This window comes from Streptomyces sp. NPDC001153 (assembly GCF_053598315.1).
Genome location: NZ_JBSFJZ010000061.1, coordinates 17,148 through 41,624, shown reverse-complemented (window position 1 = coordinate 41,624; position 24,477 = coordinate 17,148). Strand labels below are relative to the sequence as shown.

Sequence of the window (24,477 nt, the reverse complement as noted above, 5' to 3'; positions counted from 1 at the left end):
GGATCGAAAGTCAAAGCTTGGCAAGCCAACATCGCCAGATGTCTTCACTTCTTGAACGCAAGCACCCCCCATGGCCGGGTTTCTCGCTCAGATGAGCGGGGAACCTGCACGTCTGATTTCAGTCGATGAACAATCAAGGGGTGGCACCCAGTGCCACCCCTTGGAGAAGTGCAGTCGCCCATGATCCGCTCATCTGAGCGCAACCCTTATCAAGGGTGGCGAGAATCACGCTGCCACACCCCGCCGGATTTCACCATGCGGACCGCTTCCCGGTACCCGGAAACACCCACGTCACACGCCCAGCTCAGACGCCCAGCGCCCGCAGCCGCTCCTCGGCCCGCTCCGGCGCGTAGAGGTGTTCCACCACCAGGGCCCCCGCTCCTATGAGCGCGGCCCGCTCCCCCAGCCGGGAGGTCACGACGTCGAGGTGGGCCGTCGAGCGCGGCAGTGCCCGCTGGTAGAGCAGCTCGCGCACACCGGTGAGGAAGGGGGTCCCGGCCAGATCGCCCGCGATCATCAGCACCCCGGGGTTCAACAGGGTCACCACCGTCGCCAGGACGTCACCGACCCGGCGCCCGGCCTCCCGGGCCAGCGCCGCCGCCTCCGGATGTCCGGCGGCCAGCAGATCCCGTACGTCCGCGCCGGAGGCGGCCGGCACCCCGCTCTCGGCCAGCCGCCGGGCCACGGCGCCCCCGCTCGCGACGGCGGCGAGACAGCCGTGCGAACCGCAGCGGCACAGCGCGTCCGCGCCGACCCGGATGTGCCCGATGTCGCCGGCGCCGCCGTCGATCCCCCGGTAGATCGAGCCGTCCACGACCACCCCGGCTCCGATGCCCGTGGACACCTTGACCAGCACGAAGGCCGCGCAGTCGGGGTGTCCGGCGCGCTGTTCGCCGTACGCCATGAGGTTGGCGTCGTTGTCGACCAGGACGGGGACGGCCGGGGCGCCCGTGTGCTCGGTGAAGGCGCGGGAGAGGCGGCCCGTTATGTCGTAGCCGTCCCAGCCCGGCATCATCGGCGGCTGCACGACGCGGCCGGTCCCGGTGTCCACGGGGCCGGGCACGGCGAGCCCGATGCCGCAGACCTCCGCCGCCGGGCGCCCGGCCTTCTCCAGCAACTCGGCGAACCAGTTGCCGAGTTCGGACAGTACGGCCTCCGGGCCGTCCCCGATCACGAGCGTTCCCGAGTGCTCGGCGAGGATCTCGCCGGTCAGCGACAGGACGGCCGCGCGGGCGTGCCGGGTGTCCAGGTCGGCGGCGAGCACGACGGCGTGGGAGTCGTCGAACTCCAGGGTGATGGAGGGGCGGCCGCCGAGCGGTGAGCCGACCGGGCCGCCGGCGCCCTCGCGCAGCCAGCCGGCGCGGAAGAGGCGGTCCAGGCGCTGGCCGACGGTCGCGCGGGACAGTCCGGTCGCCTGCTGGAGCGCACCACGCGTCACCGCCCGTCCGCTGCGGACGAGTTCGAGCAGTTCTCCGGCGCCGGCCGGGCTGCCGGTCTTCCCGATTCTTCCCGGGCGTTCGGTCATGCGCACCCCCTTGTGTTTCCCAAGCCTGCATTACATATTGGGTTTTGCGTGTTAAATAGACGTAACTCTACGACGGTCAACACCAAACCCGGTCGGACCGGCCGGGCGTCTTCGTCTTCGGGGAGCCCCGAGTGGATCACAGCAGCACGCAGCTCACCGTCCGTCCCGCGGAGCCCGCGGCGTACGGGACCGCGTGCGATCCCCCGGTCCCGGGCACGTCGCTGCTGGTCGGGGCGGCCCGGGTGCTCGACGCGAACTGGACGGGCGCCTCGACGGTCCCCTCCCGGAGCCTGTACCCGCACCAGTGGTCCTGGGACTCGGCGTTCATCGCGATCGGTCTGCGGCACGTGTCGCCGCTGCGGGCCCAGACCGAGCTGGAGACACTGCTGGCCGCCCAGTGGGCCGACGGGCGCGTCCCGCACATCGTGTTCAACCCCTCCGTACCCCTCGACGCCTACTTCCCCAGCCCCGACTTCTGGCGCTCCTCCACCGCAGGTCGCGCGGCGGGCGCCCCGCGCACCGTACAGACGTCGGGGATCGTGCAGCCACCGGTACACGCGCTCGCGGCCTGGCTGGTGCACCGCGCCGACCCCGGACTGTCGCGCGCCCGCGGCTTCCTGGCCCGGATGTACCCGCGGCTGGCCGCCTGGCACCGCTATCTGCTGCACCGCCGGGACCTGGGCGGCGCGGGGCTGGTGTCGGTGGTCCATCCCTGGGAGCAGGGTATGGACAACAGCCCCTGCTGGGACGCCCCGCTCGCCCGGATCACCCCCGCCCCGGCCCGCTCCTTCCGCCGCGCCGACCTCGCCCACGGGGCGCCCGAGGACCGGCCGACGGATCTGGACTACGGACGGTATGTACGGCTGGCCGCCGACTACCGGGACGCCGGGTACAGGGATGGGACGGTCGGGGGGAACGGGGGCGGCGGCGCTGAATTCGCCGTGGAGGACCCGGCGTTCAACGCCCTGCTCATCGCCTCCGAACACGCGCTGGCCCGGATCGCCGAGGAACTGGGCGCGCCCGGCACCGCCCGGCACGCACGCGCCGAACGGCTGACCCAGGTGCTGGTGGAGCGGCTGTGGGACCCGGCGTCCGGAATGTTCCTGTGCCGCGACCTGCACGCCGACGAACCGATCCACACCAGGGACGTGTCCGCCCGGCTCCCGGCACCGGGCCCGCCCGACCGGCTCCCGGCACCGAGCACCTCCGAACGGGTCCCAGTGCCGGACGCCTGCGGGCAGCTCCCCGCACCGGGCACCTCCGGTCAGCTCCCCGCGCCGGACGCCTCCGGTCAGCTCCCCGCGCCGGACGCCTCCGGCCTGGTCGACGGGCCGGTCATGGCGGGCCAGAGTCTCGCACCGGGCGACTCCGGGCGAAACCCCGTGCCGGGCGCCTCCAGCCAGAGTCCCGCGCCGGACGCCGCCGGCTCCGCCCACGGCCCAGGCACCGCCGACCGGATCCGCGAACCTCACCCCTCCGGCCCGGCCGGCGAGCCGGTCCCCACCGGCCAAAGCCCCGCGCCAGGCACCTCCGGCCGAAGCCCCGCGCCAGGCACCTCCGGCCGAAGCCCCGCGCCAGGCACCTCCGGGCCACCCTGCGAACAGGGTGCCACCGGCCCGACCGACGAGCAGGGCATCTCTGGACCGGCTCACCAACAGGGTGCTCCAGGCCCGGCCCCCGCGCAGAGCGCCACCGACCCGACCGACCGGCAGCGCATCTCCGGACCGGCCCACCCACAAGGTGCCCCCAGCCCGGCTCACACACAGGGCGCCCCCGGCCCGGTGCACCGGCAGGGCGGGGACGGGCTGATCCCGGAGCGGAGTGTGTCCGGGCTGGTGCCGCTCGTGCTGCCCGGGCTGCCCCGCCACGTCGTCGGCGCGCTCGTGCGCACGCTGTGCGGGCCGCACTTCGGGCTTGGTGGGCGGAGCCGTCTCGTGCCCAGTTACGACCTGCTCGGCGAGGCCTTCGACCCGCACCGGTACTGGCGCGGCCCGGCCTGGTTCAACACCAGCTGGCTGCTGGAGCGGGGGCTGCGGATCCACGGCGAGCGGGAGCGGGCCGACGCGCTGCGCGCGGCCGTGCTGCAGCTCGCCGAAGCCACCGGTTTCGCGGAGTACGTCGACCCCCGCACCGGCGAGGCCTGCGGAGCGACCGGCTTCGGCTGGACGGCCGCGCTCGCCCTCGACCTGCACCACGAGCTGCACAAAGACCTTCTCAAGGGCGCCCGCGAGGGCGTGTCCGAGGCGGCCACCGGCACGTTCGACAGAAGTGACGAAGGAGGGGACCGGCGATGACGGACCGGCATCATCTGCTCGTGCACGGGGCGACGTTCGCCGCCGTGGGCGACCGGGGCGACATCAGCGGGGTCCGGGGCGGCGGCTCCCCGGACGGCTTGTTCGTACGGGACGCCCGGCACCTCAGCCGCTGGCAGCTCACCGTCGACGGCGGAGTGCCGGAGGTGCTCACGCCGGTCACCGACGGTGACGCGGCCCGCTGTGTGCTGGTCCCGCGCGGCGGCCGGCAGGAGCCTCCGGCGCACACCCTCTTCCGTCAACAGGCCGTCGGCGACGGTTCGTTCGTCGAGTCGCTGCGGGTGACCAGCAACCGCCCGGTGCCGACCACTGTCCGGCTCGCCATCACCGCCGACGCGGACTTCACCGACCAGTTCGAGCTCCGCTCCGACCACCGCACCTACGCCAAGCCCGGCGCCGTACGCTCTCGTGAAGTCCTGGACGACGGCATCGAGTTCACCTACCGGCGTGCCGAGTGGCAGTCCCGTACGACCATCATCGCCGACCCGGCCCCCGACGCCGTGGAGGAGACCGGCACGGGCGCCCGCCGCCTGGTGTGGACCCTCGACCTGGCGCCGCACGGCACGACGGAGCTGGTGCTCCGGGTGATGGCCCGCCCGCACGGCGAGAAGCGCGCCCTGCGCGTGCCCCGCGACCCGGCGTCCGTGCGCGAGCAACTCCGCGCGCTGGAAGGCGAGTTCATGGAGGGCGTGGCCTTCCCGACCGGCTGGCCGGAGCTGGCGGCGGCCTGCGCCCGGGGCCTCGCCGACCTGGCCGCGCTCCAGGTGCCGGCGCGCGGACCCGACGGCGAGGAGGTGCGCGTCCCGGCCGGCGGCGCCCCCTGGTTCCTCGCCCTCCTCGCCCGGGACGCCCTGCTGACCTCCCTGTTCGCGCTGCCGTACCGCCCCGAACTGGCCGCCGCCACGCTCCCCGCGCTCGCCGCGACCCAGGCCACCGGCAGCGGCTCGTCCCCGCTCGCCCAGCCCGGCAAGATCGTGCACGAGGTACGGCACGGCGAGCTGGCCCACTTCGGGCAGGTGCCGTTCCGGCGGTACTACGGCTCGGTCGACGCGACCCCGCTGTTCCTGATCCTGCTCGGTGCGTACGTCGAGCAGACCGGGGACAGCGGTCCGGCCCGGCGCCTGGAGCCGCACGCGCGTGCCGCCGTCGGCTGGATGCTGGACCACGGCGGCCTGACCTCGCGGGGCTACCTCGTCTACCGCGCCGACGAGGGCGGCCTCGCCAACCAGAACTGGAAGGACTCCCCCGGCGCGATCTGCTGCGCCGACGGCACCCGGCCCACCGGCGCGGTGATGGCGGCGGGCGCGCAGGGCTACGCCTACGACGCGCTGCGCCGCACGGCGTGGCTGGCGCGGACGGCGTGGGGCGACGAGACGTACGGCGCCCTGCTGGAGCAGGCCGCCGCCGATCTGAGGGACCGGTTCCAGCGGGACTTCTGGATGCGGGAGCACTCCTTCCCGGCGCTCGCGCTGGACGGCGAGGGCCGCCAGGTCGACGCGCTGGCGTCCGACGCCGGGCATCTGCTGTGGTCCGGGCTGCTGGACAAGGAGTACGGCGAACTGGTGGGCCGGCGGCTGCTGGAGCCGGACTTCTTCTCCGGGTGGGGGGTGCGGACGCTGGCCTCCGGACAGCCGGCGTACCATCCGCTCTCCTATCACCGTGGCTCTGTCTGGCCGCATGACAACGCGCTGATCACGCTGGGTCTCGCGCGGTACGGGCTGCATGACGAGGCCCGCGCGGTGGCGCACGCGCTGGTGGACGCGGCGACCGTCGCCGGGCACCGGCTGCCGGAGGTTCTGGCCGGGTACGGGAGGGACACGCATCCGGAGCCGGTGCCGTATCCGCATGCGTGCGTGCGGGAGGCTCGGTCGGCTGTGGTGCCGCTCGCGCTGCTGACAGCGGTGGGGGGCGTGTAGCGCCGTCGCGGGCTGCGGGTCCGTCGCGGGAACCGTATTTGCCCGGTGTTTGCTCAGTGCTCTGAACACGGGTCGGGGACCGGCCGTACGGGACGGCGGATCGGTCTCGCAGGGAAGGACGCCGGGTTGTCCCAGGACATGAGCACGCGCGCATCAGCCGGAGCAGAAGCCGAGGAGGCCGAGCCGGAGGCGTCCCCGGCCCCCGAGGCGTCCCCGGCCGAGCCCGGGGCGTCCCCGGCCCCCGAGGCGTCCCCCGAGCCCATATCCGGCCCGCAGCCCGTCCGGCGCCCGTGGACCGCCCGGCTCCGGCGTCCCTGGACCGCCTGGTCCACGTGGACGGGGAAGTGGCGGGCGGAGCATCCGGCCGGCGCTCAGGCGCTGTCCGTCACCGTCACCGTGCTCGCCGCCATGCTCGTCGTCGCCGCGCTGGTGATGCCCAGCTCCGTGGCCGACCTGCACCCTTCCAGGTTTCTGCGGATACCGGCGGAGGCCGTGATCGGGGCCGCCGTGATGATCGCGCTGCCCCGGCGGCCGCGGGTGGCGCTGGCCGTGGTGTCCGGGGTGGCGCTGGCCGCGATGGCCATGCTGAACCTGCTCGACGCGGGGTTCAACCAGTACCTCGGCCGTGGCTTCAACGTCGTGCTCGACTGGAGCCTGTTCGGCGACGCGGAGTCGTATCTGGAGGACTCCTACGGCCGTACGGCCACCCTCGTCGCCGTAGCCGCTGTGATCGTCCTCGTGCTGTCGGTCTTCGTCCTGCTGGCGCTGTCGATGGTCCGGCTGAGCAATCTGCTCGCCCGGCACCCCGCCACCGCGACCCGGGGCACGCTGGCCGCCGGGGTGGTGTGGATCACCTGCTCCTCCCTCGGCCTCCAGCTGTCCGGCGTGCCGCTCGCCGCCGACAGCACCGCGAACGCTCTGAAGGACCAGGCCCACCGGATCTCGAACACGCTCAAGGACGAGGCGGAGTTCCGGAAGGTGGCCAGGGTCGACGCCTTCGGGAACACGCCGGGCAGCCAGCTGGTCCCGGATCTGCGGGGCAAGGACATGGTCTTCACGTTCATCGAGAGCTACGGGCGCAGCGCCGTGGAGGACCCGATCATGGCGCCCGGTGTCGACGCCACCCTCGACGCCCGCACCAAGGCGCTGGCCAAGGCGGGCTTCCACGCCAAGAGCGGATGGCTGACCTCGGCGACCTACGGCGGCAGCAGCTGGCTCGGGCACTCCACCACCATGTCGGGCCTGTGGATCAGCAACCAGCAGCGCTACCGCACGGTCATGGCGAGCGACCACATGAGCCTGACCGACGCGTTCAGGAAGACGGGCGCCTTCGACACGGTCGGGGTGATGCCGGGTGTGCAGAAGGCGTGGCCGGAGCAGAAGTGGTACGGCCTCGACAAGGTCTACAACGCCTTCCAACTCGGCTACAAGGGACCGAAGTTCAGCTGGTCGACCATGCCGGACCAGTACACGCTCCAGCAGTTCCAGGACCGGGTGCACAGCAAGCAGCCCGCCGCCGGCAAGTCACGGATGTCGCTGCTCATCCTGACCTCCAGCCACACGCCCTGGGCGCCGATCCCGAAAATGGTCGGCTGGGACCAGCTGGGCGACGGCTCCATCTTCAACGGCATCGAGAAGGCGGGCCACCCGTCCTCCTACACGCTCACCGACGACACGCACACCAAGGAGGAGTACGGCAAGTCCGTCCAGTACACGGTGACGGCGCTGACCGAGTGGCTGGAGCGGTACGGCACGAAGGACACCGTGCTGGTCTTCCTCGGCGACCACCAGCCGAACGCCCACGCCAGCGGCAACCACGCCAGCCGTGACGTGCCGATCTCGATCGTCGCCAAGGACCCCACGGTCCTCGACAAGATCGCCGGCTGGGGCTGGACCGACGGCCTCCGCCCCGCGCACACCGCACCGGTCTGGAAGATGAGCGCGTTCCGCGACCGCTTCCTGTCGGCCTTCGGCTCGACACCGCATCCGAAGAAGAACTGATCAGCCGCCCGACGTATCCAGCTCCGCGTCCTCGCCGACCCCCGCGCAGTCGTACGGGTCCTTCAGCCAGCCGTCCGGCAGCACCACCCGGTTGTTGCCGGACGTACGGCCGCGCGGCCCGTCCGCGCCGGTGGGCCACGGCTGGTCCAGGTCCAGCTCGTCGAGCCCGGCCCGCAGCTCCTGCAGCGAGGACGTGATCGCGAGCCGCCCCCGCATCTCGGAACCGACCGCGAAGCCCTTCAGGTACCAGGCGACATGCTTGCGGAAGTCGACCACACCCTTGGACTCGTCGCCGGCCCACTCCCCGAGCAGCGTGGCGTGCCGGACCATGACGTCGGCGACTTCCCGGAGCGTCGGCCGGGCGAAGGACGTACGCCCCTCGAACGCCGCCACAAGGTCCGCGAACAGCCACGGCCGCCCCAGGCAGCCGCGTCCGACGACGACTCCGTCACAGCCGGTCTCCCGCACCATCCGCAGTGCGTCCCCGGCCGACCAGATGTCGCCGTTGCCGAGGACGGGGATCTCCGGGACGTGCTCCTTCAGCCGGGCGATGGCGTCCCAGTCGGCGGTGCCGCCGTAGTGCTGGGCGGCCGTGCGGCCGTGCAGGGCGATGGCCGTCACGCCCTCCTCGACGGCGATGCGGCCGGCGTCGAGGTAGGTGATGTGGTCGTCGTCGATGCCCTTGCGCATCTTCATGGTGACCGGGAGGTCTCCGGCACCGCTCACGGCCTCCCGGAGGATCGCGCGCAGCAGGTTCCGCTTGTACGGCAGGGCCGAGCCGCCGCCCTTGCGGGTCACCTTGGGGACCGGGCAGCCGAAGTTCAGGTCGATGTGGTCGGCCAGGTCCTCCTCCGCGATCATGCGGACGGCCTTGCCGACGGTCGCCGGGTCGACGCCGTACAGCTGGATCGAGCGCGGCTGCTCGCTCGCGTCGAACCTGATCAGCTGCATGGTCTTCTCGTTGCGCTCCACCAGTGCCCGGGTCGTGATCATCTCGCTGACGAACAGCCCCTTGCCACCGCTGAACTCCCGGCACAGGGTGCGGAAGGGCGCGTTGGTGATCCCCGCCATGGGTGCGAGCACGACGGGCGGCGTCACGGCGTGCGGGCCGATGGAGAGCGGGTGGGACATCAGGCGACTCCGGGACGGACGTACAGCACAGGGCAAGCACCCATTGTCCCTCACTCGGCCGACAGCTCGGCCGGCCGCTCCAGCCGCTCCTCGTGTAGTACACACCATTTAGGAAAGCTATTAGTTAGACGCACTATCGATATGGGCGTACGATTGCCACCATGCCCGAGTTGAGCCCTCGCCGCCGTCTCCTCGTGCTCGCGATCTGCTGCATGAGCCTGCTGATCGTGAGCCTGGACAACACCGTGCTGAACGTGGCGCTGCCGTCCATGCAGCGCGATCTGCACGCCACCACCTCCGGCCTGCAGTGGACGATCGACGCCTACACCCTGGTGCTCGCCTCGCTGCTGATGCTCGCGGGTTCGACGGCCGACCGGATCGGCCGCAAGCGGGTCTTCATGGCGGGCCTGGTGGTCTTCTCCGTCGGCTCGCTGCTGTGCTCGCTCGCGCCGAACCTGTCCCTGCTGGTCGTGTTCCGGATGGTGCAGGCGGTCGGCGGCTCGATGCTCAACCCGGTCGCCATGTCGATCATCACCAACACCTTCACCGACGCCCGTGAGCGGGCCCGCGCGATCGGTGTGTGGGGCGCGGTGGTCGGCATATCCATGGCGGCGGGTCCGCTGGTCGGCGGCCTGCTGGTCCAGTCGGTGAGCTGGCGCTCGATCTTCTGGATCAACCTGCCGGTCGGCCTCGCGGCCCTCCTGCTCACCCTCCGCTTCGTCCCCGAGTCCCGCGCGCCGAAGGCCCGCCGCCCCGACCCGGTCGGCCAGCTCCTGGTCATCGCCCTGTTCGGCTCGCTGACGTACGGCATCATCGAGGCGCCGGACTCGGGCCCGACCGCGGTGGGCCCGTTCATGGCGATCGCCTTCGCTGCCCTGCTCGGCCTCCTGTGGTACGAGCCACGGCGCACCGAACCCCTCATCGACCTGCGCTTCTTCCGCTCGGCTCCGTTCAGCGGCGCCACGGTGATCGCGATCAGCGCGTTCGCGGCCCTGGGCGGCTTCCTGTTCCTGTCCACGCTCTACCTGCAGAACGTCCGCGGTCTCGACGCCCTGCACGCGGGCCTGTGGATGCTCCCGATGGCCGCGCCGACCTTCCTGTGCGCGCCGCTGTCCGGTCGCCTGGTGGGCAGCCGCGGCCCCCGCCTGCCCCTCCTGATCGCCGGTACGGCGATGACGGCGAGCGGCGCCCTCTTCGCGGCCTTCGAGGCGGAGACGTCGAACGCCGCGCTGCTCGCCGGCTACGTCCTGTTCGGCATCGGCTTCGGCTTCGTGAACGCGCCGATCACCAACACGGCGGTGTCGGGCATGCCCCGCGCCCAGGCCGGGGTCGCCGCGGCGGTGGCCTCCACGAGCCGGCAACTGGGACAGACGCTCGGTGTCGCGGTGGTCGGTGCCGTTCTGGCCTCCGGGATCGGCTCCTCGCCCATGAGGCAGGCCTTTGTCACGGCGGCCCGCCCCGGCTGGTGGATCCTCACCGCCTGCGGCCTGGCCGTGCTCGTCCTCGGCCTCCTCACCAGCGGCCGCTGGGCCCGCCGCACCGCGGAACGCACGGCCGAGACCCTTCAGTCCGCGGAGATCCGCCAGACGGTCTCAGCCGCGCGACGCGGCTGAGCGCTCCGCTGGAAGTGCGGCCCCGCGGGCGATGTCGTAGAGCCTCTCCAGGCGCTCGCGGGTCTCCTCGTCGGCGGGGGTGTACGTCACCATGCGGGCGCCCTGTTCGGGGCCGAGCCACAGGTCCGTGTGCTCCAACTTGAGGTGGCCCACATGGGCGTTGAGGAACTCCTTGGTCTTGGTGCGGGCGCCGACGACCTCGTAACGCTCCCAGTTCTCACGGAAGTCGGGGGACTCCGTCTGCAGGCGCTTCAGCAGCATCTTCCAGGCCGGCTCGCCGAGATGGCCGGCCATGGACGCGCGCAGGCGGGCGGCCATCAGGCGCTGGGTCTGCTCCAGGTGGACGACCGACGACCGCCAGTCCTTGTTCGTGTACGTGAGGAGGATGCAGTTGCGGTCCTCCGCCGGTATCGCGTCCAGGTCGCCGAGGAGGCGGCCGTAGGTGAGGTTGTAGGCCAGGATGTCGTACCGGCTGTTCTGGACGCAGGCCGGGACCGGCTCCAGCCGGCGCAGCATCTCGCGCAGGGCCGGGGTGACGCTCGGGCAGCTCGCGGCGGGCGTCGGATCGGTGGCGCCGGCCAGCTGGAAGAGGTGGGCGCGTTCGCTGGCGTCCAGCATCAGGGTGCGGGCCAGGGCGTCGAGGACCTGGACGGAGACCTGGATGTTGCGGGCCTGCTCGAGCCAGGTGTACCAGGTCACCCCGACCGCGGAGAGCTGGGCGACCTCCTCCCGGCGCAGGCCGGGCGTACGCCGCCGGGCCCCGCGCGGCAGGCCGACCTGCTCGGGGGTGATGCGCTCGCGGCGGCTGCGCAGGAACGCGGCCAGCTCGTGCCGCCGGATGTCCGCGCCGCCGGCCGGGCGCGCCGTGGTCTCCTGGGCCGTCATCGTCATGCCTCCAGGGTGCCGCGCCCGTGATCCTGTTGCCAGGTAGTTCTTCTACCAGGATGAAGACACTCTGGTACCCGTCTCGGCCGGGCCGCAGGCTCGGGTCATGAGTGAGACCGTCATCACCCCGGCCGTCCGAACGACGGCCGCACCGCCCGCACTCGGCGGGCCCGGGCTGTTCACCGTACTGCTGGCCGCGGCGCTGCCGCTCGTCGATTTCTTCATCGTCAACGTCGCCCTGCCGACCATCGGCACCGACCTCGCCGCGAGCGAGGCCGTGCTGGAGCTGGTGGTGGCCGGGTACGGCGTCGCGTACGCCGTGCTGCTGGTGCTCGGCGGGCGGCTCGGGGACTTGTTCGGGCGGCGCCGGCTGTTCCTCGGCGGCATGGCCGCGTTCGGACTGACCTCGCTGGCCTGCGGACTGGCGCCGGACGCATGGAGCCTGGTCGCGGCGCGGGTCGCGCAGGGCGCCTCGGCCGCCGCGATGCTGCCGCAGGTGCTCGCCACCATCCAGGCCACCACCAGCGGCGCGCGCCGCGCCAGGGCCATGAGCCTGTACGGCGCGACCGCCGGACTGTCCATGGTCGCCGGGCAGATACTCGGCGGCGTGCTCGTCTCCGCCGATGTCTCCGGGACCGGCTGGCGCTCGGTGTTCCTCGTCAACGTGCCCGTGGTCGCCCTCGGCCTGCTGCTCGCCGTGCGGGTCGTGCCCGAGACCCGGTCGCAGCACCCCGAGCCCGTCGACGGGCCCGGCACGCTCCTGCTCGCGGCGTCCCTGCTGACCCTGCTCGCCCCGCTCACCGAGGGCCGGGCCGCGGGCTGGCCGTTGTGGACGTGGCTGTCGCTGGCCGCGTTCCCGTTCGCCGCCGGGGCCTTCTGGGCCGTGGAGCGGCGGGCCGACCGGGCGGGGCGGACCCCGCTGGTGCCGCCGAGCCTGCTGGCACTGGCCTCGCTGCGGCGCGGTCTGATCCTGATCCTGCCGTTCTCCGTCGGCTTCAGCGGGTTCATGTTCGTCATCGCGCTGGCCCTGCAGAAGGGCGCCGGGCTCGGTCCGGTGGCGGCCGGGCTCGCGCTCGCGCCGATGGCCGTGGTGTTCCTGTTCACCTCCCTCGCCGGGCCCCGGCTGACGGCCCGTCACGGCACCCGGGTCGTCACCGCCGGCTCGGTGGTCCAGGGCGTGGGCGTGCTGCTGCTCGTGCTGGCCGCCTGGCGGGACTGGCCGCACCTGGACTTCGGCTCGCTGCTGCCGGGCGCCGCCGTGGCCGGTGCCGGGCAGGCGCTCCAACTGCCCAATCTCTTCCGGATCGTGATGTCCGAGGTGCCGCCCGCCCGGGCCGGTGTCGGCAGCGGTGTGATGGCCACCACCCAGCAGTCCGCGCTCGCCCTCGGCGTGGCCACGCTCGGCACCCTGTTCCTCACCCTCGTGCCGCGCATGGGCATGCGGGACGCGCTGGTCACCACGCTGCTGGTGCAGTTGGCCGGGGTCGTGCTGACCGGGTTGCTCAGCCTGCGGCTGCCGCGCGAGGTCGGCTGAACAGGGCCGGGCCGGGACGGCTCCGGCCACGGCTTGGACAACTCCATGTGAAGCTCCCCCTGTTGATGTTCGTCTTGCTGCACACTCCTGTCCCGGCGGGGTGTGCCACAGGACTCGAGGAGGCGTGAGGCGTCATGCCGCAGGGCAACAGCACGAGCAAGGTCAGCCGCTGGGACCGGCACGGCCGGGAGCACGTCGTTCGCGTACAGCGCACGGGGGTGCAGCGCACGATCAGGTGCGACACGTGCGGCTGGCGCAGGGGCGCCCAGTTCCTGCCGTGGCTCAAGGCGGAGGAGCACCTGGCCGAGGCCCATCAGGCGACGGTCGATCCGGCGGCGGACCGGCAGCCCTCCCGTTGAGCGCGGGGGTCCGGAAAAGAACCCGGACCACCGCGCTGACCTGCGCACTTGCTTGATCGGATCGATGGTTACGCACCGTCTCGAGTGGCCGACGGAGCGAAGTCGGGTCAGCCTGGGAGACGTCCGATCGAGCGACAGGAGATGAACATGACCTCCGTACTCCGCCATCACCGCTACGGCCGCGCGCTGGGCGCCGGGGTTCTCTCCGTGGCGCTGTTCTCCGGCGGTACGACCGGAGCCTTCGCCGCGACCAGCACGCAGACCCCCACCCCCACCCCCACGACGACCCGCAGCGGCCTGCCGACCGCCAGGCCCTCGATCACGCGTAGCGGCGTGCCGACCACGAGGCCGTCGACGACCCGCACCGGCATGCCGACCACCAGGCCCTCGATGACCCGCACCGGCATGCCGACCAGCAGGCCCTCGATGACCCGCACCGGCATGCCGACCAGCAGGCCGAGCATGAGACCGTCGCGGACGCCGACCGCGATGGGCGCGATCACCGTCGCGGCCAACCGCAAGGCGGTCAAGGTCGGGAACACCGTGGTGTTCACCGGTCGGGTCAGAGGCGTCAGGGCCGGTTCCACGCTGGTGCTGCAGCACATGCGCAACGGCACGTGGAGCACGCTCAAGTACACCGGGGTCGTCAACAGGAACGGCACCTACGCGATCAAGCGCACCTTCACCACCAAGGGCACCCATCAGGTGCGGGTGGCGACCAGGTCCGGCACCTTCCACTCCTCGCCGGTCACCGTGACGGTGAGCTGAGACCCCGTATCAGCAGGTCCACGACGGCCGTGAACTCCTCGTCGACTCCGGGAGCCGTCCACTCCCGGGCGTAGCAGGGGTCGTGGAAACGGCCGGTGGCCTGGAAGACGGCTCGGGCCGCGGCGGCCGGGTCGGGTACCGCAAAGGTGCCCGACCCGGCCCCGTCCGCGATGATCCGGGTCAGCTGTGCGGTCAGGTCGGCGAGGTGCTCGCCGACCGCCGTGCCGCTCTCGCCGGTCAGCACCGTGTAGGTGGCGAAGAGTTCGGGGTCGTCGCCCGCCTTGTGCCGCTTGGCCTCGAACAGCGCCGCGAGCCAGGCCCGCAGCCGCTCCTCGGGAGTGGCGTCCATGGTGACGATGACGGCCAGTTTCTCCGACGTCCGGTCCAGCCAGCGCTTGGTGACGGCCTCGCGCAGTGCCGCCTTGGTGCGGAAGTGCCGGTAGACGCTGCCGTGGCTGACGCCGAGCGCGCGGGCCACGTCGACCACGGTGGCCTTGGCCGGGCCGTGGCGGCGCAGCACCTCCTCGGTCGCTTCGAGGATGCGCTCGGCGGTCAGGGTCTCGGTGGGCGGTGCCATGCCCTAGACCGTACCCGGCGCCACGGTCAGCGCTCGCTGTCGAGGTGTGCCATCTGCGCGGTCGGGTAGCGGTCGCCGGCCGCCGCGTCCGCCGGCACGGCCTCCTCGATCGCCGCCAGGTCGGCCGCCTCCAGGGTGACGTCCAGCGCGCCCAGCGACTCGCCCAGCCGCGCGCGGGTCCGGGCGCCGACCAGCGGCACGATGTCCTCGCCGCGGGAGAGCACCCAGGCGATGGCGATCTGCGCGACCGTGACGCCCTTCTGCTCGGCGATCTTGCGCAGCGCCTCGACCAGGTTCAGGTTGTGCTGGAGGTTCTCGCCCTGGAAGCGGGGCGAGTGGGCGCGGAAGTCGTTCGCGGCCAGCCGCCGGTCGCGGGAGAAGTGGCCGGAGATCAGGCCGCGGGAGAGCACGCCGTACGCCGTGATGCCGATGCCCAGTTCGCGGGTGGTGGGCAGGATGTCCCGCTCGATGCCCCGGCTGATCAGCGAGTACTCGATCTGCAGGTCGGCGATCGGGGCGGTGGCGGCGGCCCGGCGGACGGTCTCGGCGCCGACCTCGCTCAGGCCGACGTGCCGGACGTACCCCTTCTCGATCAGTTCGGCGATGGCGCCGACGGTCTCCTCGATCGGCACGGCCGGGTCGAGGCGGGCGATCCGGTAGACGTCGATGTGGTCGACGCCGAGGCGCTGCAGGGAGTAGGCGGCGAAGTTCTTCACGGCGGCGGGGCGGCCGTCGTAGCCGCTCCAGTTGCCGTCCGGGTCGCGCAGGGCGCCGAACTTCACGCTGGTCAGCGCCTGCTCGCGGAGGGCGGCCGGGGCGGTGCGCAGGGCCTCGCCGATCAGCATCTCGTTGTGCCCCATGGCGTAGAAGTCGCCGGTGTCCAGCAGGGTGACGCCCGCTTCCAGGGCGGCGTGGACGGTCGCGACGGACTCCGCGCGGTCGGCGTCGCCGTAGAGCGCGGACATGCCCATGCAGCCGAGGCCGAGGGCGGAGGTCTGGGGGCCGGTGGTTCCGAGGGTTCGGGTTCGCATCGTCATGGCCCCACTGTTGCATGACAGCTGACAGATCTCAATATCTGTCACTCCAACTTTGTCATTCGAGAGATGGTATTGTCATGCTCACGACATCAGCTGGTCATCAAGAAGTACGCCGACAACGGCCGCGACACCGGCCGTTCAGCCCGCAGGTTCCGCCAGCGCCTTGATCGCCGGCCGGAGCAGGGCGGCGACACGGTCGACGGGAGCGTCACGCAGCGGGGCCAGGCCGAGGAGCTGGTGGCCGATCGTGACGCCCAGCAAGGTGGTGACGAGCAGTGCGGCGCGCAGCTCGCGGTCCTCCGCCCCGGGCAGCGCGCCGCCGACGCCGTCGATCTGCCGGCCCAGGGTCTCGCGGGCGTGCTCGGCGGCGGCCGGGTCGGTGAGCATGGAGCGCAGCATCGCCAGCGCGCCCTCGGGAAGACCGCCGAGTTTGAGGCCGAGCGTGGCCATCAGCTGATCGACGAGCGCGTCGGCGTCGGTGGCCGCCGGCAGCGCGGGGACCGTCTGCACGGCCCGGGCGAACAGCTCGCGCTTCGAGCCGAAGTACTGCATGACCAGCGCCGGGTCGACGCCCGCCGCGGTCGCCACGGCGCGGATCGTGGTGCGGTCGAACCCCTTCTCGGCGAACAGCTCCCGGGCACGGTCGAGGATGCGCGCCTCGGTGGCCCGGCGGCGGTCGGCGCGGGTCTGGTGGGGTGCGGACACGAGTTCACTCTACAGCCGTTGACCGAACGGGCGGCGGCCCCCTACCGTGATTGACTCAACAGCTGTTGAGCGAATGGAGTGATTCCCGTGCCGGACCTTCGGCCACGCGCCGCCCGCACGCCCCGCGAGGTGCTGGCCCGCTACTACCAGGCCATGCTCGACAAGTCCGCGGACGATCTCGCCGACCTGTACGCCGTGGACGCGGTGCACGAGTTCCCGTTCACTTCCCCCGGCTTCCCCCCGCGCTTCGAGGGGCGCGAGGCGGTGCGGGCGGGGTACCGGGCGGCGTGGGGCGCCGGCCCGGCGCGGGTGGAGAAGATAGAGAGGATCGCGGCCTACGAGACCGCCGATCCGGGCGTGCTCATCGCCGAGCACGTGGTGCTGGGAGCGGTCGGCGGCACCTCCTTCAGCGTCCCCGGCCTTCTGGTCCTCCACGTCCGGGACGGACTGCTCACGCGGGTCCGCGACTACATGGACGGTGCAGCCGTGGCGGGGGCCAGGGCGTGAAGGCGGGGGGCCTGAACACCAAAAGGCCCACCCACCCGGCCGATGGTCTCGGGCGGGTGGGTGGGCGGAACGGCTGAAGCGCCGCGGGCCTCAGCAGCCGAGGAGACGCTGGGCCAGGTACCCCTCGATCTGGTCCAGCGACACACGCTCCTGCTTCATCGAGTCGCGCTCACGCACCGTAACCGCGTTGTCCTCGAGCGTGTCGAAGTCGACGGTCACGCAGTACGGCGTACCGATCTCGTCCTGGCGCCGGTAACGGCGGCCGATGGCGCCGGCGTCGTCGAACTCGATGTTCCAGTGCCGGCGCAGCGCCTGGGCGAGACCCTTGGCCTTGGGCGACAGCTCGGGGTTGCGGGACAGCGGCAGAACCGCCACCTTCACCGGGGCGAGGCGGTGGTCGAGGCGGAGCACGGTCCGCTTCTCCATCTTGCCCTTGGCGTTCGGCGCCTCGTCCTCGACATAGGCGTCGAGCAGGAAGGCCAGCATGGTCCGGCCGACACCCGCCGCGGGCTCGATGACGTACGGCGTCCAGCGCTCGCCGGCCTCCTGGTCGAAGTACGACAGGTCCTGACCCGAGGCCTTCGAGTGCGCACCCAGGTCGTAGTCCGTCCGGTTGGCGACGCCCTCCAGCTCGCCCCACTCGCTGCCGCCGAACTGGAAGCGGTACTCGATGTCGGCGGTGCGCTTGGAGTAGTGGGAGAGCTTCTCCTTCGGGTGCTCGTACCAGCGCATGTTCTCAGTGCGCAGGCCCAGGCCGGTGTACCAGTTCCAGCGCTGCTCCATCCAGTACTCGTGCCACGTCTCGTCCTCGCCCGGCTTGACGAAGAACTCCATCTCCATCTGCTCGAACTCGCGGGTGCGGAAGATGAAGTTGCCCGGCGTGATCTCGTTGCGGAACGACTTGCCCATCTGGGCGATGCCGAACGGCGGCTTGCGGCGCGAGGTGGTCTGCACCTGGGCGAAGTTGGTGAAGATGCCCTGGGCGGTCTCGGGGCGGAGATACGCGACCGAGCCGCTGTCCTGGGTCGGGCCGAGGTGCGTCGACAGCAGGCCGGAGAACTGCTTGGGCTCGGTGAACTGGCCCTTGTTGCCGCAGTTCGGGCAGTTGATGTCGGCCAGGCCGTTCGCCGGGGCGTGGCCCTTCTTCTCCTCGTACGCCTCTTCCAGGTGGTCGGCGCGGAACCGCTTGTGACACGCGGTGCACTCGGTCAGCGGATCCGTGAAGGTGGCGACGTGACCGGAGGCGACCCAGACCTCGGAGGCCAGGATGACGGACGAGTCGATACCGACGACGTCCTCGCGCGACGTCACCATGTAGCGCCACCACTGGCGCTTGATGTTCTCCTTGAGCTCGACACCCAGCGGTCCGTAGTCCCAGGCGGCACGCTGTCCGCCGTAGATCTCACTGCACGGGAAAACGAAGCCACGGCGCTTGCTCAGGCTGACGATGGTGTCGATCTTGTCGGCGGCCACGGTGCTCTCTTCATTACGACGACGGGCGTTGAAGCGAGATGCTTCCAGCGAATGATTCAGGTTACCGGCGCAGGCTCCCCCCGGACCAAATCGGCCCCCCTCCCCGAGCCCTCTCCAAGCCCTCCCCGCGGGCTCCCACCGGGCCCTTACCCGCGTTTATTGACAACGGTTTCCATATTTGTTGAAAATGACTGTCATGAACGTACGACGACGCCTCATACCCGCCGCCGCGATCACCGCAGTGACCGCCCTCGGCCTCGGCACCCTCACGGCCTGCTCCGGCGACAGGGCGGAGGCGGCGAACACCGGCAGGTTCGACGTCGTCGCGTCCTTCTACCCCATGGCGTTCCTCGCCGACCGGATCGGCGGGGACCACGTCCACGTCGCCAGTCTCACCTCCCCCGGCCAGGAGCCGCACGACCTGGAGATCAGCCCCAAGCAGATCGCCTCGCTCCAGGACTCCGACGCGGTCCTGTACCTGAAGAACCTCCAGCCCTCCGTCGACGACGCGGTGGCCCAGTCCCCGGTCGGGACGAAGATCGACGCGGCCTCCCTGACCACGCTGGAGGAGCACGGCAACGAGGTCGGCGGCCACGCCGCCGCGCACGACACCCACCAGGGCGAGGAGGCCGGTGCCAAGGACCCGCACATCTGGCTCGACCCGGTGCGCTACGCCCAGGTCGCCGAGGGCGTCGGCAAGGCCTTCGAGAAGGCCGACCCCAAGCACGCCGCCGACTACCGGAAGAACACCACGGCCCTGGTCAAGCAGCTGACCGACCTGGACCGGCAGTTCACGACCGGCCTCGCGCACACGAGGACCAAGGTCTTCATCACCACGCACGCCGCCTTCGGCTACCTCGCCGAGCGCTACGGCCTGACCGAGGAGGCCATCAACGGCCTGGACCCCGAGTCCGAGCCCAGCGCCGCACGAGTGAAGGACCTGGAGACGATGGCCAGGGCCGACGGCGTCTCCACCGTCTTCTACGAGACGCTCGTCAGCGACAGGACCGCGAAGACCATCGCGCGCGACGCGGGCCTGAAGACCGACGTGCTGGACCCGATCGAGGGCATCACCGCCAAGTCCCGCGGCAAGGACTACTTCTCCGTCCAGGAGGCCAACCTCAAGGCGCTCCAGCAGGCCCTCGGCTCGAAGTGAGGCGACACGAGATGACCAGCGAACCCGTCATATCCCTGCGCGGGGTCAGCGCCGAACTCGGCGCCCGCCCCGTGCTCCGGGGCATCGACCTCACGGTCCGCCGCGGCGAGGTCGTCGCGCTGCTCGGCGCCAACGGCTCCGGCAAGTCCACGGCGATCCGCACGATCATCGGCCAGGTCCCGGTCAGCGGCGGCGCGGTCGAGCTGTTCGGCACCCCGCGCCGCGCCTTCCGCGACTGGGCGCGCGTGGGCTACGTACCGCAGCGGACGACGGCCGCGGGCGGCGTACCCGCGACGGTGACCGAGATCGTGTCGTCCGGGCGCCTGTCCCGCACCCGCTTCGGCGTCTTCCGCCGGACCGACCGGGAAGCCGTGCACCGGGCCCTGGAGCTGGTCGGGATGGCCGACCGCGCCAAGGACTCGGTGAACGCCCTCTCCGGCGGTCAGCACCAGCGCGTCCTGATCGCCCGCGCCCTCGTCGCCGAGCCCGAACTGCTGATCATGGACGAGCCGATGGCCGGCGTCGACCTGGCCAGCCAGGAGGTGCTCGCCCGCACGCTGAAGCAACAGGTCGACTCCGGTACGACGGTCCTGCTCGTCCTGCACGAACTGGGCCCCCTGGAGCCCCTGATCGACCGTGCGGTCGTACTCAGGGACGGCTGCGTCCTCCATGACGGCCCGCCCCCGCAGGCCGTGGGCCAGCACGCGCTGCCCGGCCACGACCACGTACACCCGCACGCACCGGCGGGTTCCGAATCTCCGCGGACGGGGCTGCTGAGCTGATGGACTTCCTGAACTACGACTTCATGCAGCGGGCGCTGCTCGCCGCCGTCCTGGTCGGCATCACCGCGCCCGCGATCGGCATCTACCTGGTCCAGCGCCGCCAGGCCCTGCTGGGCGACGGCATCGGCCATGTGGCCATGACCGGCGTCGGCCTCGGCTTCCTCCTCTCCACCTCCCCCGTGTGGACGGCGACGGCCGTCTCGGTCCTCGGCGCGGTCGTGATGGAGCTGATCCGCTGGTACGGCCGCACACGCGGTGACATCGCCCTCGCGATGCTCTTCTACGGCGGTATGGCCGGCGGTGTGATGCTGATCAACCTCGCGCCGACGGGCTCCAACGCGAACCTGACGACGTACCTGTTCGGCTCGCTGTCGACGGTCTCGCAGTCGGACGTCGTGTCGATCTGTCTGCTGGCCGCGTTCGTCGTGCTGGTCACCCTCGGCCTGCGCCGCCAGCTGTTCGCGGTGAGCCAGGACGAGGAGTTCGCGAGGGTCACGGGCCTGCCGGTGCGCGCGCTCAACCTCCTCACGGCGGTCACGGCGGCGGTCACGGTCACGGTCGCCATGCGCGTCGTCGGCCTGCTGCTGGTGTCCGCGCTGATGGTGGTGCCGGTGGCGGCGGCACAGCAGCTCAGCCGCAGCTTCACCGCCACGTTCGTGATCGCCGTCGCGATCGGGGTGGCCGTGACCGTCAGCGGCACGATCACCTCCTACTACCAGGACGTGCCGCCCGGCGCGACGATCGTCCTGCTGACCATCGCCGCGTTCGTCGCGCTGACGGTCCTGGCCACGCCGCTGGCCCGCCGACGCGCCCGCGCGGCGGCCGCCGCACAGCCCGCCGGGGATCCGGCGGAGTGCACCATTCCGGCCACGAGAGAGGCCGGCGAGGAGATCATCGTCTGACCGCTGACAGCCCGGGCTGGCACAATGGCCGCCCGGGCAGAAGCGAGACGTGAGGAGACAACGGTGACGACCGCTGGACCGCCCGTGAAGGGCCGCGCGACCCGACAGCGGGCAGCCGTGGCGGCGGCCCTGAACGAGGTCGACGAGTTCCGCAGCGCGCAGGACCTGCACGACATGCTCAAGCACAAGGGCGACTCGGTCGGTCTGACCACGGTCTATCGCACCCTCCAGTCCCTCGCCGACGCCGGCGAGGTCGACGTCCTGCGCACGTCCGACGGCGAGTCCGTCTACCGCCGCTGCTCGACCGGCGAACACCACCACCACCTGGTCTGCCGCGCCTGCGGCAAGGCGGTGGAGGTGGAGGGACCGGCCGTGGAGAAGTGGGCCGAGGCCATCGCCGCGGAACATGGTTACGTCAACGTGGCGCACACGGTCGAAATCTTCGGTACATGTTCTGACTGCGCGGCTCAGGACGTCTGAGTTTCCTAGGCGCGCCGCAGGTTGCGGTCGAGGGTCGCCCGCAACCTGTCCACATCGGCGGGACCGGCGAGGCCGCGCTTGGGCAGCACGGTGAGGCATGCCGCGTTCCTGTCGTCGCTGAACAGCACGAACACCTCCTTGTCCTCCCGGTAGCGCGGCCGCGCCGCCCAGTTGACCGTCGCGGAGGCGTTCTGGGTGGTCATGGTGAGCCCTGCCTCGGTCACCGTCACATGGTGCGCGCCGCTGCGCTCCGCGAGACGGAAGAGCTGGCGGGCCTGCAACCAGGGCGACAGCAGGAGCAGGGCCCCGAAGGCGGGGAACCAGATCATCAGGAACAGCGGTACATGCCCCTGGGTCAGCCCGGCCGCGATGCCCACAGCGCCGCAGACGAGTGCCGCCACGGCCAGCCGGCGCTGCCTGCGTCCCGCCTTGCTGACCCGCCGGCGCTCCCGCAGGGCTGCCCTGTAGTCGTCCACGGCCGGCTGGTAGGCCAGCTCGACCACGCCCTGTCCGGCGTCCCGCCCCATGTCCATGACCATGAGGCGGAATCGTACAGCCGCTCGCCGTACGGGCGATCAACCGCGCCCGAAGCAGCGCTCCAGCTCGTCGAAGTCGTAGAAGGCGCTGCCCTCCGCGATCGGGCTGCACCCCGCCTTGAACGGCGTCTCCCGCTCGTTGTAGAGCATGCGGACGAGGTAACGGCCGTCCTTCTCGTACACGTCCCACTGGATGTTCGCGCCCAGAGGCGCCACCGACGCGCCCCGCCAGGGGTTGTCGGCGTAGGTGTACGGCTTCCCGGGCGTCGCCGGCTCCGTGCTGCCCGGCAGGCCCATCAGCGCGGCGAGCGGGGTGATCTCCTCGGCGTGGGTGAAGCGCAGTTCGGCGCCGAGGCCGCTGGTGCCGGCGCGCTTGGCCTCGACCTGCCGGAAGAAGTCGTCCAGGAGGACTCCGGCCATCGCGTAGGTGATGTCGCTGTCGGAGAACCCGGGACCCTTCTCGTAGAAGTCCTCGGCGTCGGAGAGGTAGCCGAACCAGGACGCGTCCGCGCGCGGGATGTAGCGGTCCATGCCCCAGCCCCTGCCCCCGGGGTCGGGGCTCTCCTCGGTCATGGCCGGTGCGATGGCGTACAGGTTGTAGATCGCCCGCGCGGCGCCCACCTGGTCGGTGATCCCGTCGACGAACGGTTCCGTGAAGATCCCGCGCAGCACACCGCGCGCGGCCTCCCGCGTCCTGGGCTGGTCGGTGATCGCGTTCAGCGTGTCCTTGAGGCGCTGGTCGTTCGCGAGGTAGTCGCGGTACGCGGCACCGCCCGCCGTCTTGTGGAAGTACAGCAGGTCCTTGTCGGTGCGGGTGGGACCGATCAGCGGCTTCAGCGGGGGGTCGGCGGCGGCGAGGGCGCCGGTGTACTCGCCCGCGCTGTCCACGGCCCGCCCCTGCCCGGAGCTGACCACGTCGATCTTCTCGCCCTCCTCGGCGATCTTCGTGAACAGCGTGGGCAGCCGCTGCTCCGTCCGCGTCGCCGTGTCCCGCATCTCCTGCCGGCCGCGCCCGCTGAGGTTGCCGTACCCGACCTTGTCCATGGCGGCCATGAGCGCCCGCACCGTCGGCCCGAACTCCTCACCTCTGCCGGTGAGTCGGCCCTCCGCCTGCGCCTTGTCCCACAGCCCGAGGACCAGGTCGCCGTCCTCGCTGCCGGTCGCCGCACGGGAGCCGTGCCGGGAGACGTTCTCGGTGAAGACGGCGGTGTGTCCGGCCGGGGGCTCCTCGTAGGTGCGCGGGTCCTGCCCGGGCTCGTACGGCGCCTTGGTGCCGTAACTCTCGCGGTGCGGGGGGCCGTCGGCGGCGTGCGCGGGTAACGCGGTGAGCAGCAGGGCGCCGAGGGCGAGGACAGGCGTGAGACGTCTCATGAACCCCGCATCCTCGGCGACCGGTGTGAACCGCCGGTGGCTACGAGATGGACTCGTCGCCCTTCATCGCGGCCTCCATGGCGAGGAGTTCCTCGTTCGGGACGGCGCCGCCGAACCGCCGGTCGCGGGAGGCGAATTCGACGCAGGCCCGCCACAGGTCACGGCGGTCGAAGTCGGGCCACAGCACGTCCTGGAAGACCATCTCTGCGTAAGCGCTCTGCCAGAGCAGGTAGTTGGAGGTGCGCTGCTCCCCGCTGGGCCGCAGGAAGAGGTCCACGTCCGGCATGTCGGGGTAGTACAGGTACTTCTGGATGGTCTTCTCGCTGACCTTCGCCGGGTCCAGCCGCCCCGCCGCGACGTCCTCGGCCAGCGCCTTCGCCGCGTCGGCGAGCTCGGCCCGCCCGCCGTAGTTCATGCAGAAGTACAGGGTGAGCAGGTCGTTGCCCTTGGTCTGTTCCTGGGCGACCTGCAGCTCCTTGGCGACCGACTTCCACAGCCTGGGCATGCGGCCCACCCAGCGCACCCGGATGCCGAGCGCGTCGAGCTGGTCCCGCGTCTTGCGGATGAAGTCGCGGTTGAAGTTCATCAGGAAGCGGACCTCGTCGGGGGACCGCTTCCAGTTCTCGGTGGAGAAGGCGTAGAGCGAGATGTTGCGCACACCGATCTCGATCGAGCCCTGGAGCACGTCCAGCACCCGCTCGGCCCCGACCTTGTGCCCCTCGGTCCTGGGCAGCCCGCGCTCCTTGGCCCACCGCCCGTTGCCGTCCATGACGATGGCCACGTGGTTCGGGACCAGCTCGCCGGGGAGCTTGGGCGCGCGGGCGCCGGACGGGTGCGGCTCCGGCGCCTGGTACTCGCGCCGCTGGCGCCCCAGGATCCCGCGTACGACCATGTGCTTCTCGTCTCC

23 protein-coding genes are annotated in these 24,477 nt (G+C 71.6%); 12 read left to right on the top strand and 11 right to left on the bottom strand.

Annotated features, from left to right (window positions below; translation table 11 throughout):
- Positions 1-304: 304 nt before the first annotated feature.
- Positions 305-1,525 (bottom strand): ROK family transcriptional regulator, encoded by a 1,221-nt coding sequence (locus ACWDEN_RS42530; RefSeq protein ID WP_351616917.1) that lies wholly within the window; start codon positions 1,523-1,525, stop codon positions 305-307.
- Between the two features lie 131 nt (positions 1,526-1,656).
- On the opposite strand from ACWDEN_RS42530, the gene ACWDEN_RS42525 reads away from it, so the two are divergent.
- The 3 genes from ACWDEN_RS42525 (at position 1,657) to ACWDEN_RS42515 (ending at position 7,754) form a co-directional block, all read left to right on the top strand.
- Positions 1,657-3,819 (top strand): MGH1-like glycoside hydrolase domain-containing protein, encoded by a 2,163-nt coding sequence (locus tag ACWDEN_RS42525; RefSeq protein WP_450863306.1) that lies wholly within the window; start codon positions 1,657-1,659, stop codon positions 3,817-3,819.
- A complete protein-coding gene (locus ACWDEN_RS42520; RefSeq protein WP_450863304.1) occupies positions 3,816-5,753 on the top strand; it encodes an amylo-alpha-1,6-glucosidase in 1,938 nt (645 codons plus the stop codon). The genes ACWDEN_RS42525 and ACWDEN_RS42520 overlap by 4 nt, the downstream gene beginning before the upstream one ends.
- 138 nt (positions 5,754-5,891) lie before the next feature.
- Positions 5,892-7,754, top strand: a complete 1,863-nt coding sequence (locus tag ACWDEN_RS42515) for a CDP-alcohol phosphatidyltransferase (RefSeq protein ID WP_450863302.1) — start codon at positions 5,892-5,894, stop codon at positions 7,752-7,754.
- On the opposite strand, the gene dusB is transcribed toward ACWDEN_RS42515, so the two are convergent.
- Positions 7,755-8,885 carry a tRNA dihydrouridine synthase DusB gene (gene dusB, locus ACWDEN_RS42510; protein ID WP_351616911.1) on the bottom strand — a complete coding sequence of 377 codons (1,131 nt, stop codon included), beginning with the start codon at positions 8,883-8,885 and terminating at the stop codon, positions 7,755-7,757.
- Positions 8,886-9,046: 161 nt separating this feature from the next.
- Between dusB and ACWDEN_RS42505 the strand changes: the two genes are divergently transcribed.
- Complete coding sequence (locus tag ACWDEN_RS42505; protein ID WP_450863300.1) at positions 9,047-10,498, top strand: MFS transporter; 1,452 nt, start codon at positions 9,047-9,049, stop codon at positions 10,496-10,498.
- Here the strand turns inward: ACWDEN_RS42505 and ACWDEN_RS42500 are convergent.
- Positions 10,478-11,389, bottom strand: a complete 912-nt coding sequence (locus tag ACWDEN_RS42500) for a helix-turn-helix transcriptional regulator (RefSeq protein WP_351616907.1) — start codon at positions 11,387-11,389, stop codon at positions 10,478-10,480. The genes ACWDEN_RS42505 and ACWDEN_RS42500 overlap by 21 nt on opposite strands.
- 100 nt (positions 11,390-11,489) lie before the next feature.
- Here ACWDEN_RS42500 and ACWDEN_RS42495 point away from each other — a divergent pair, with 100 nt between their 5' ends.
- Entirely contained in the window at positions 11,490-12,917 is a 1,428-nt protein-coding gene (locus ACWDEN_RS42495; protein WP_450863297.1) for an MFS transporter, read from the top strand.
- A gap of 134 nt (positions 12,918-13,051) precedes the next feature.
- Complete coding sequence (locus ACWDEN_RS42490) at positions 13,052-13,276, top strand: hypothetical protein (protein WP_351616901.1); 225 nt, start codon at positions 13,052-13,054, stop codon at positions 13,274-13,276.
- A 173-nt stretch (positions 13,277-13,449) separates the two neighbouring features.
- Here the strand turns inward: ACWDEN_RS42490 and ACWDEN_RS42485 are convergent, their stop codons facing one another.
- A complete protein-coding gene (locus tag ACWDEN_RS42485; protein ID WP_450863295.1) occupies positions 13,450-13,779 on the bottom strand; it encodes a hypothetical protein in 330 nt (109 codons plus the stop codon).
- Between ACWDEN_RS42485 and ACWDEN_RS42480 the strand changes: the two genes are divergently transcribed.
- On the top strand, positions 13,766-14,044 hold the full coding sequence (locus ACWDEN_RS42480; RefSeq protein ID WP_351616895.1) for a hypothetical protein: 279 nt from the start codon (positions 13,766-13,768) through the stop codon (positions 14,042-14,044). The genes ACWDEN_RS42485 and ACWDEN_RS42480 overlap by 14 nt on opposite strands.
- On the opposite strand, the gene ACWDEN_RS42475 is transcribed toward ACWDEN_RS42480, so the two are convergent.
- From ACWDEN_RS42475 to ACWDEN_RS42465, 3 genes are all read right to left on the bottom strand, one after another.
- A complete protein-coding gene (locus ACWDEN_RS42475) occupies positions 14,025-14,621 on the bottom strand; it encodes a TetR family transcriptional regulator (RefSeq protein ID WP_450863293.1) in 597 nt (198 codons plus the stop codon). The genes ACWDEN_RS42480 and ACWDEN_RS42475 overlap by 20 nt on opposite strands.
- 26 nt (positions 14,622-14,647) lie before the next feature.
- On the bottom strand, positions 14,648-15,658 hold the full coding sequence (locus tag ACWDEN_RS42470) for an aldo/keto reductase (RefSeq protein WP_450863291.1): 1,011 nt from the start codon (positions 15,656-15,658) through the stop codon (positions 14,648-14,650).
- A gap of 138 nt (positions 15,659-15,796) precedes the next feature.
- Positions 15,797-16,363, bottom strand: a complete 567-nt coding sequence (locus tag ACWDEN_RS42465) for a TetR/AcrR family transcriptional regulator (protein ID WP_450863289.1) — start codon at positions 16,361-16,363, stop codon at positions 15,797-15,799.
- Positions 16,364-16,450: 87 nt separating this feature from the next.
- Here ACWDEN_RS42465 and ACWDEN_RS42460 point away from each other — a divergent pair, with 87 nt between their 5' ends.
- Positions 16,451-16,870, top strand: a complete 420-nt coding sequence (locus tag ACWDEN_RS42460; protein WP_351616886.1) for a nuclear transport factor 2 family protein — start codon at positions 16,451-16,453, stop codon at positions 16,868-16,870.
- A gap of 90 nt (positions 16,871-16,960) precedes the next feature.
- Here ACWDEN_RS42460 and ACWDEN_RS42455 read toward each other — a convergent pair whose 3' ends face one another.
- Entirely contained in the window at positions 16,961-18,343 is a 1,383-nt protein-coding gene (locus tag ACWDEN_RS42455; protein ID WP_351616884.1) for a glycine--tRNA ligase, read from the bottom strand.
- A gap of 196 nt (positions 18,344-18,539) precedes the next feature.
- Here ACWDEN_RS42455 and ACWDEN_RS42450 point away from each other — a divergent pair, with 196 nt between their 5' ends.
- The 4 genes from ACWDEN_RS42450 to ACWDEN_RS42435 all read left to right on the top strand — a co-directional run bounded on the left by ACWDEN_RS42450 (position 18,540) and on the right by ACWDEN_RS42435 (position 21,663).
- Entirely contained in the window at positions 18,540-19,499 is a 960-nt protein-coding gene (locus ACWDEN_RS42450) for a metal ABC transporter substrate-binding protein (RefSeq protein ID WP_450863286.1), read from the top strand.
- Positions 19,500-19,510: 11 nt separating this feature from the next.
- The gene (locus ACWDEN_RS42445) at positions 19,511-20,281 is read left to right on the top strand and encodes a metal ABC transporter ATP-binding protein (RefSeq protein ID WP_450863284.1); all 771 of its coding nucleotides are present in this window, start codon (positions 19,511-19,513) and stop codon (positions 20,279-20,281) included.
- Positions 20,281-21,183 (top strand): metal ABC transporter permease, encoded by a 903-nt coding sequence (locus ACWDEN_RS42440; protein ID WP_351616875.1) that lies wholly within the window; start codon positions 20,281-20,283, stop codon positions 21,181-21,183. The genes ACWDEN_RS42445 and ACWDEN_RS42440 overlap by 1 nt, the downstream gene beginning before the upstream one ends.
- A 63-nt stretch (positions 21,184-21,246) precedes the next feature.
- The gene (locus tag ACWDEN_RS42435; protein WP_351616873.1) at positions 21,247-21,663 is read left to right on the top strand and encodes a Fur family transcriptional regulator; all 417 of its coding nucleotides are present in this window, start codon (positions 21,247-21,249) and stop codon (positions 21,661-21,663) included.
- A 5-nt stretch (positions 21,664-21,668) separates the two neighbouring features.
- On the opposite strand, the gene ACWDEN_RS42430 is transcribed toward ACWDEN_RS42435, so the two are convergent.
- From ACWDEN_RS42430 to ACWDEN_RS42420, 3 genes are read right to left on the bottom strand one after another with little or no spacing between them, the layout of a single operon-like run.
- Positions 21,669-22,202 (bottom strand): YcxB family protein, encoded by a 534-nt coding sequence (locus ACWDEN_RS42430; protein ID WP_351616870.1) that lies wholly within the window; start codon positions 22,200-22,202, stop codon positions 21,669-21,671.
- 36 nt (positions 22,203-22,238) lie between these two features.
- On the bottom strand, positions 22,239-23,570 hold the full coding sequence (locus ACWDEN_RS42425; RefSeq protein WP_450863281.1) for a histidine-type phosphatase: 1,332 nt from the start codon (positions 23,568-23,570) through the stop codon (positions 22,239-22,241).
- A gap of 40 nt (positions 23,571-23,610) precedes the next feature.
- Positions 23,611-24,462: an isoprenyl transferase gene (locus ACWDEN_RS42420; RefSeq protein WP_351616864.1), complete on the bottom strand. Its 852-nt coding sequence runs from the start codon at positions 24,460-24,462 to the stop codon at positions 23,611-23,613.
- Between the last annotated feature and the right edge of the window lie 15 nt (positions 24,463-24,477).

Bases quoted from the DNA above. Each gene is read 5' to 3' on its own strand.
- ACWDEN_RS42470 (WP_450863291.1), bottom strand. From the start codon at position 15,658: ATGACGATGCGAACCCGAACCCTCGGAACCACCGGCCCCCAGACCTCC.
- ACWDEN_RS42450 (WP_450863286.1), top strand. From the start codon at position 18,540: ATGAACGTACGACGACGCCTCATACCCGCCGCCGCGATCACCGCAGTG.
- ACWDEN_RS42445 (WP_450863284.1), top strand. From the start codon at position 19,511: ATGACCAGCGAACCCGTCATATCCCTGCGCGGGGTCAGCGCCGAACTC.
- ACWDEN_RS42475 (WP_450863293.1), bottom strand. From the start codon at position 14,621: ATGGCACCGCCCACCGAGACCCTGACCGCCGAGCGCATCCTCGAAGCG.
- ACWDEN_RS42495 (WP_450863297.1), top strand. From the start codon at position 11,490: ATGAGTGAGACCGTCATCACCCCGGCCGTCCGAACGACGGCCGCACCG.
- ACWDEN_RS42420 (WP_351616864.1), bottom strand. From the start codon at position 24,462: ATGGTCGTACGCGGGATCCTGGGGCGCCAGCGGCGCGAGTACCAGGCG.
- ACWDEN_RS42500 (WP_351616907.1), bottom strand. From the start codon at position 11,389: ATGACGATGACGGCCCAGGAGACCACGGCGCGCCCGGCCGGCGGCGCG.
- ACWDEN_RS42530 (WP_351616917.1), bottom strand. From the start codon at position 1,525: ATGACCGAACGCCCGGGAAGAATCGGGAAGACCGGCAGCCCGGCCGGC.
- ACWDEN_RS42430 (WP_351616870.1), bottom strand. From the start codon at position 22,202: ATGGTCATGGACATGGGGCGGGACGCCGGACAGGGCGTGGTCGAGCTG.
- dusB (WP_351616911.1), bottom strand. From the start codon at position 8,885: ATGTCCCACCCGCTCTCCATCGGCCCGCACGCCGTGACGCCGCCCGTC.
- ACWDEN_RS42440 (WP_351616875.1), top strand. From the start codon at position 20,281: ATGGACTTCCTGAACTACGACTTCATGCAGCGGGCGCTGCTCGCCGCC.
- ACWDEN_RS42505 (WP_450863300.1), top strand. From the start codon at position 9,047: ATGCCCGAGTTGAGCCCTCGCCGCCGTCTCCTCGTGCTCGCGATCTGC.
- ACWDEN_RS42515 (WP_450863302.1), top strand. From the start codon at position 5,892: ATGAGCACGCGCGCATCAGCCGGAGCAGAAGCCGAGGAGGCCGAGCCG.
- ACWDEN_RS42490 (WP_351616901.1), top strand. From the start codon at position 13,052: ATGCCGCAGGGCAACAGCACGAGCAAGGTCAGCCGCTGGGACCGGCAC.
- ACWDEN_RS42480 (WP_351616895.1), top strand. From the start codon at position 13,766: ATGGGCGCGATCACCGTCGCGGCCAACCGCAAGGCGGTCAAGGTCGGG.
- ACWDEN_RS42520 (WP_450863304.1), top strand. From the start codon at position 3,816: ATGACGGACCGGCATCATCTGCTCGTGCACGGGGCGACGTTCGCCGCC.
- ACWDEN_RS42425 (WP_450863281.1), bottom strand. From the start codon at position 23,570: ATGAGACGTCTCACGCCTGTCCTCGCCCTCGGCGCCCTGCTGCTCACC.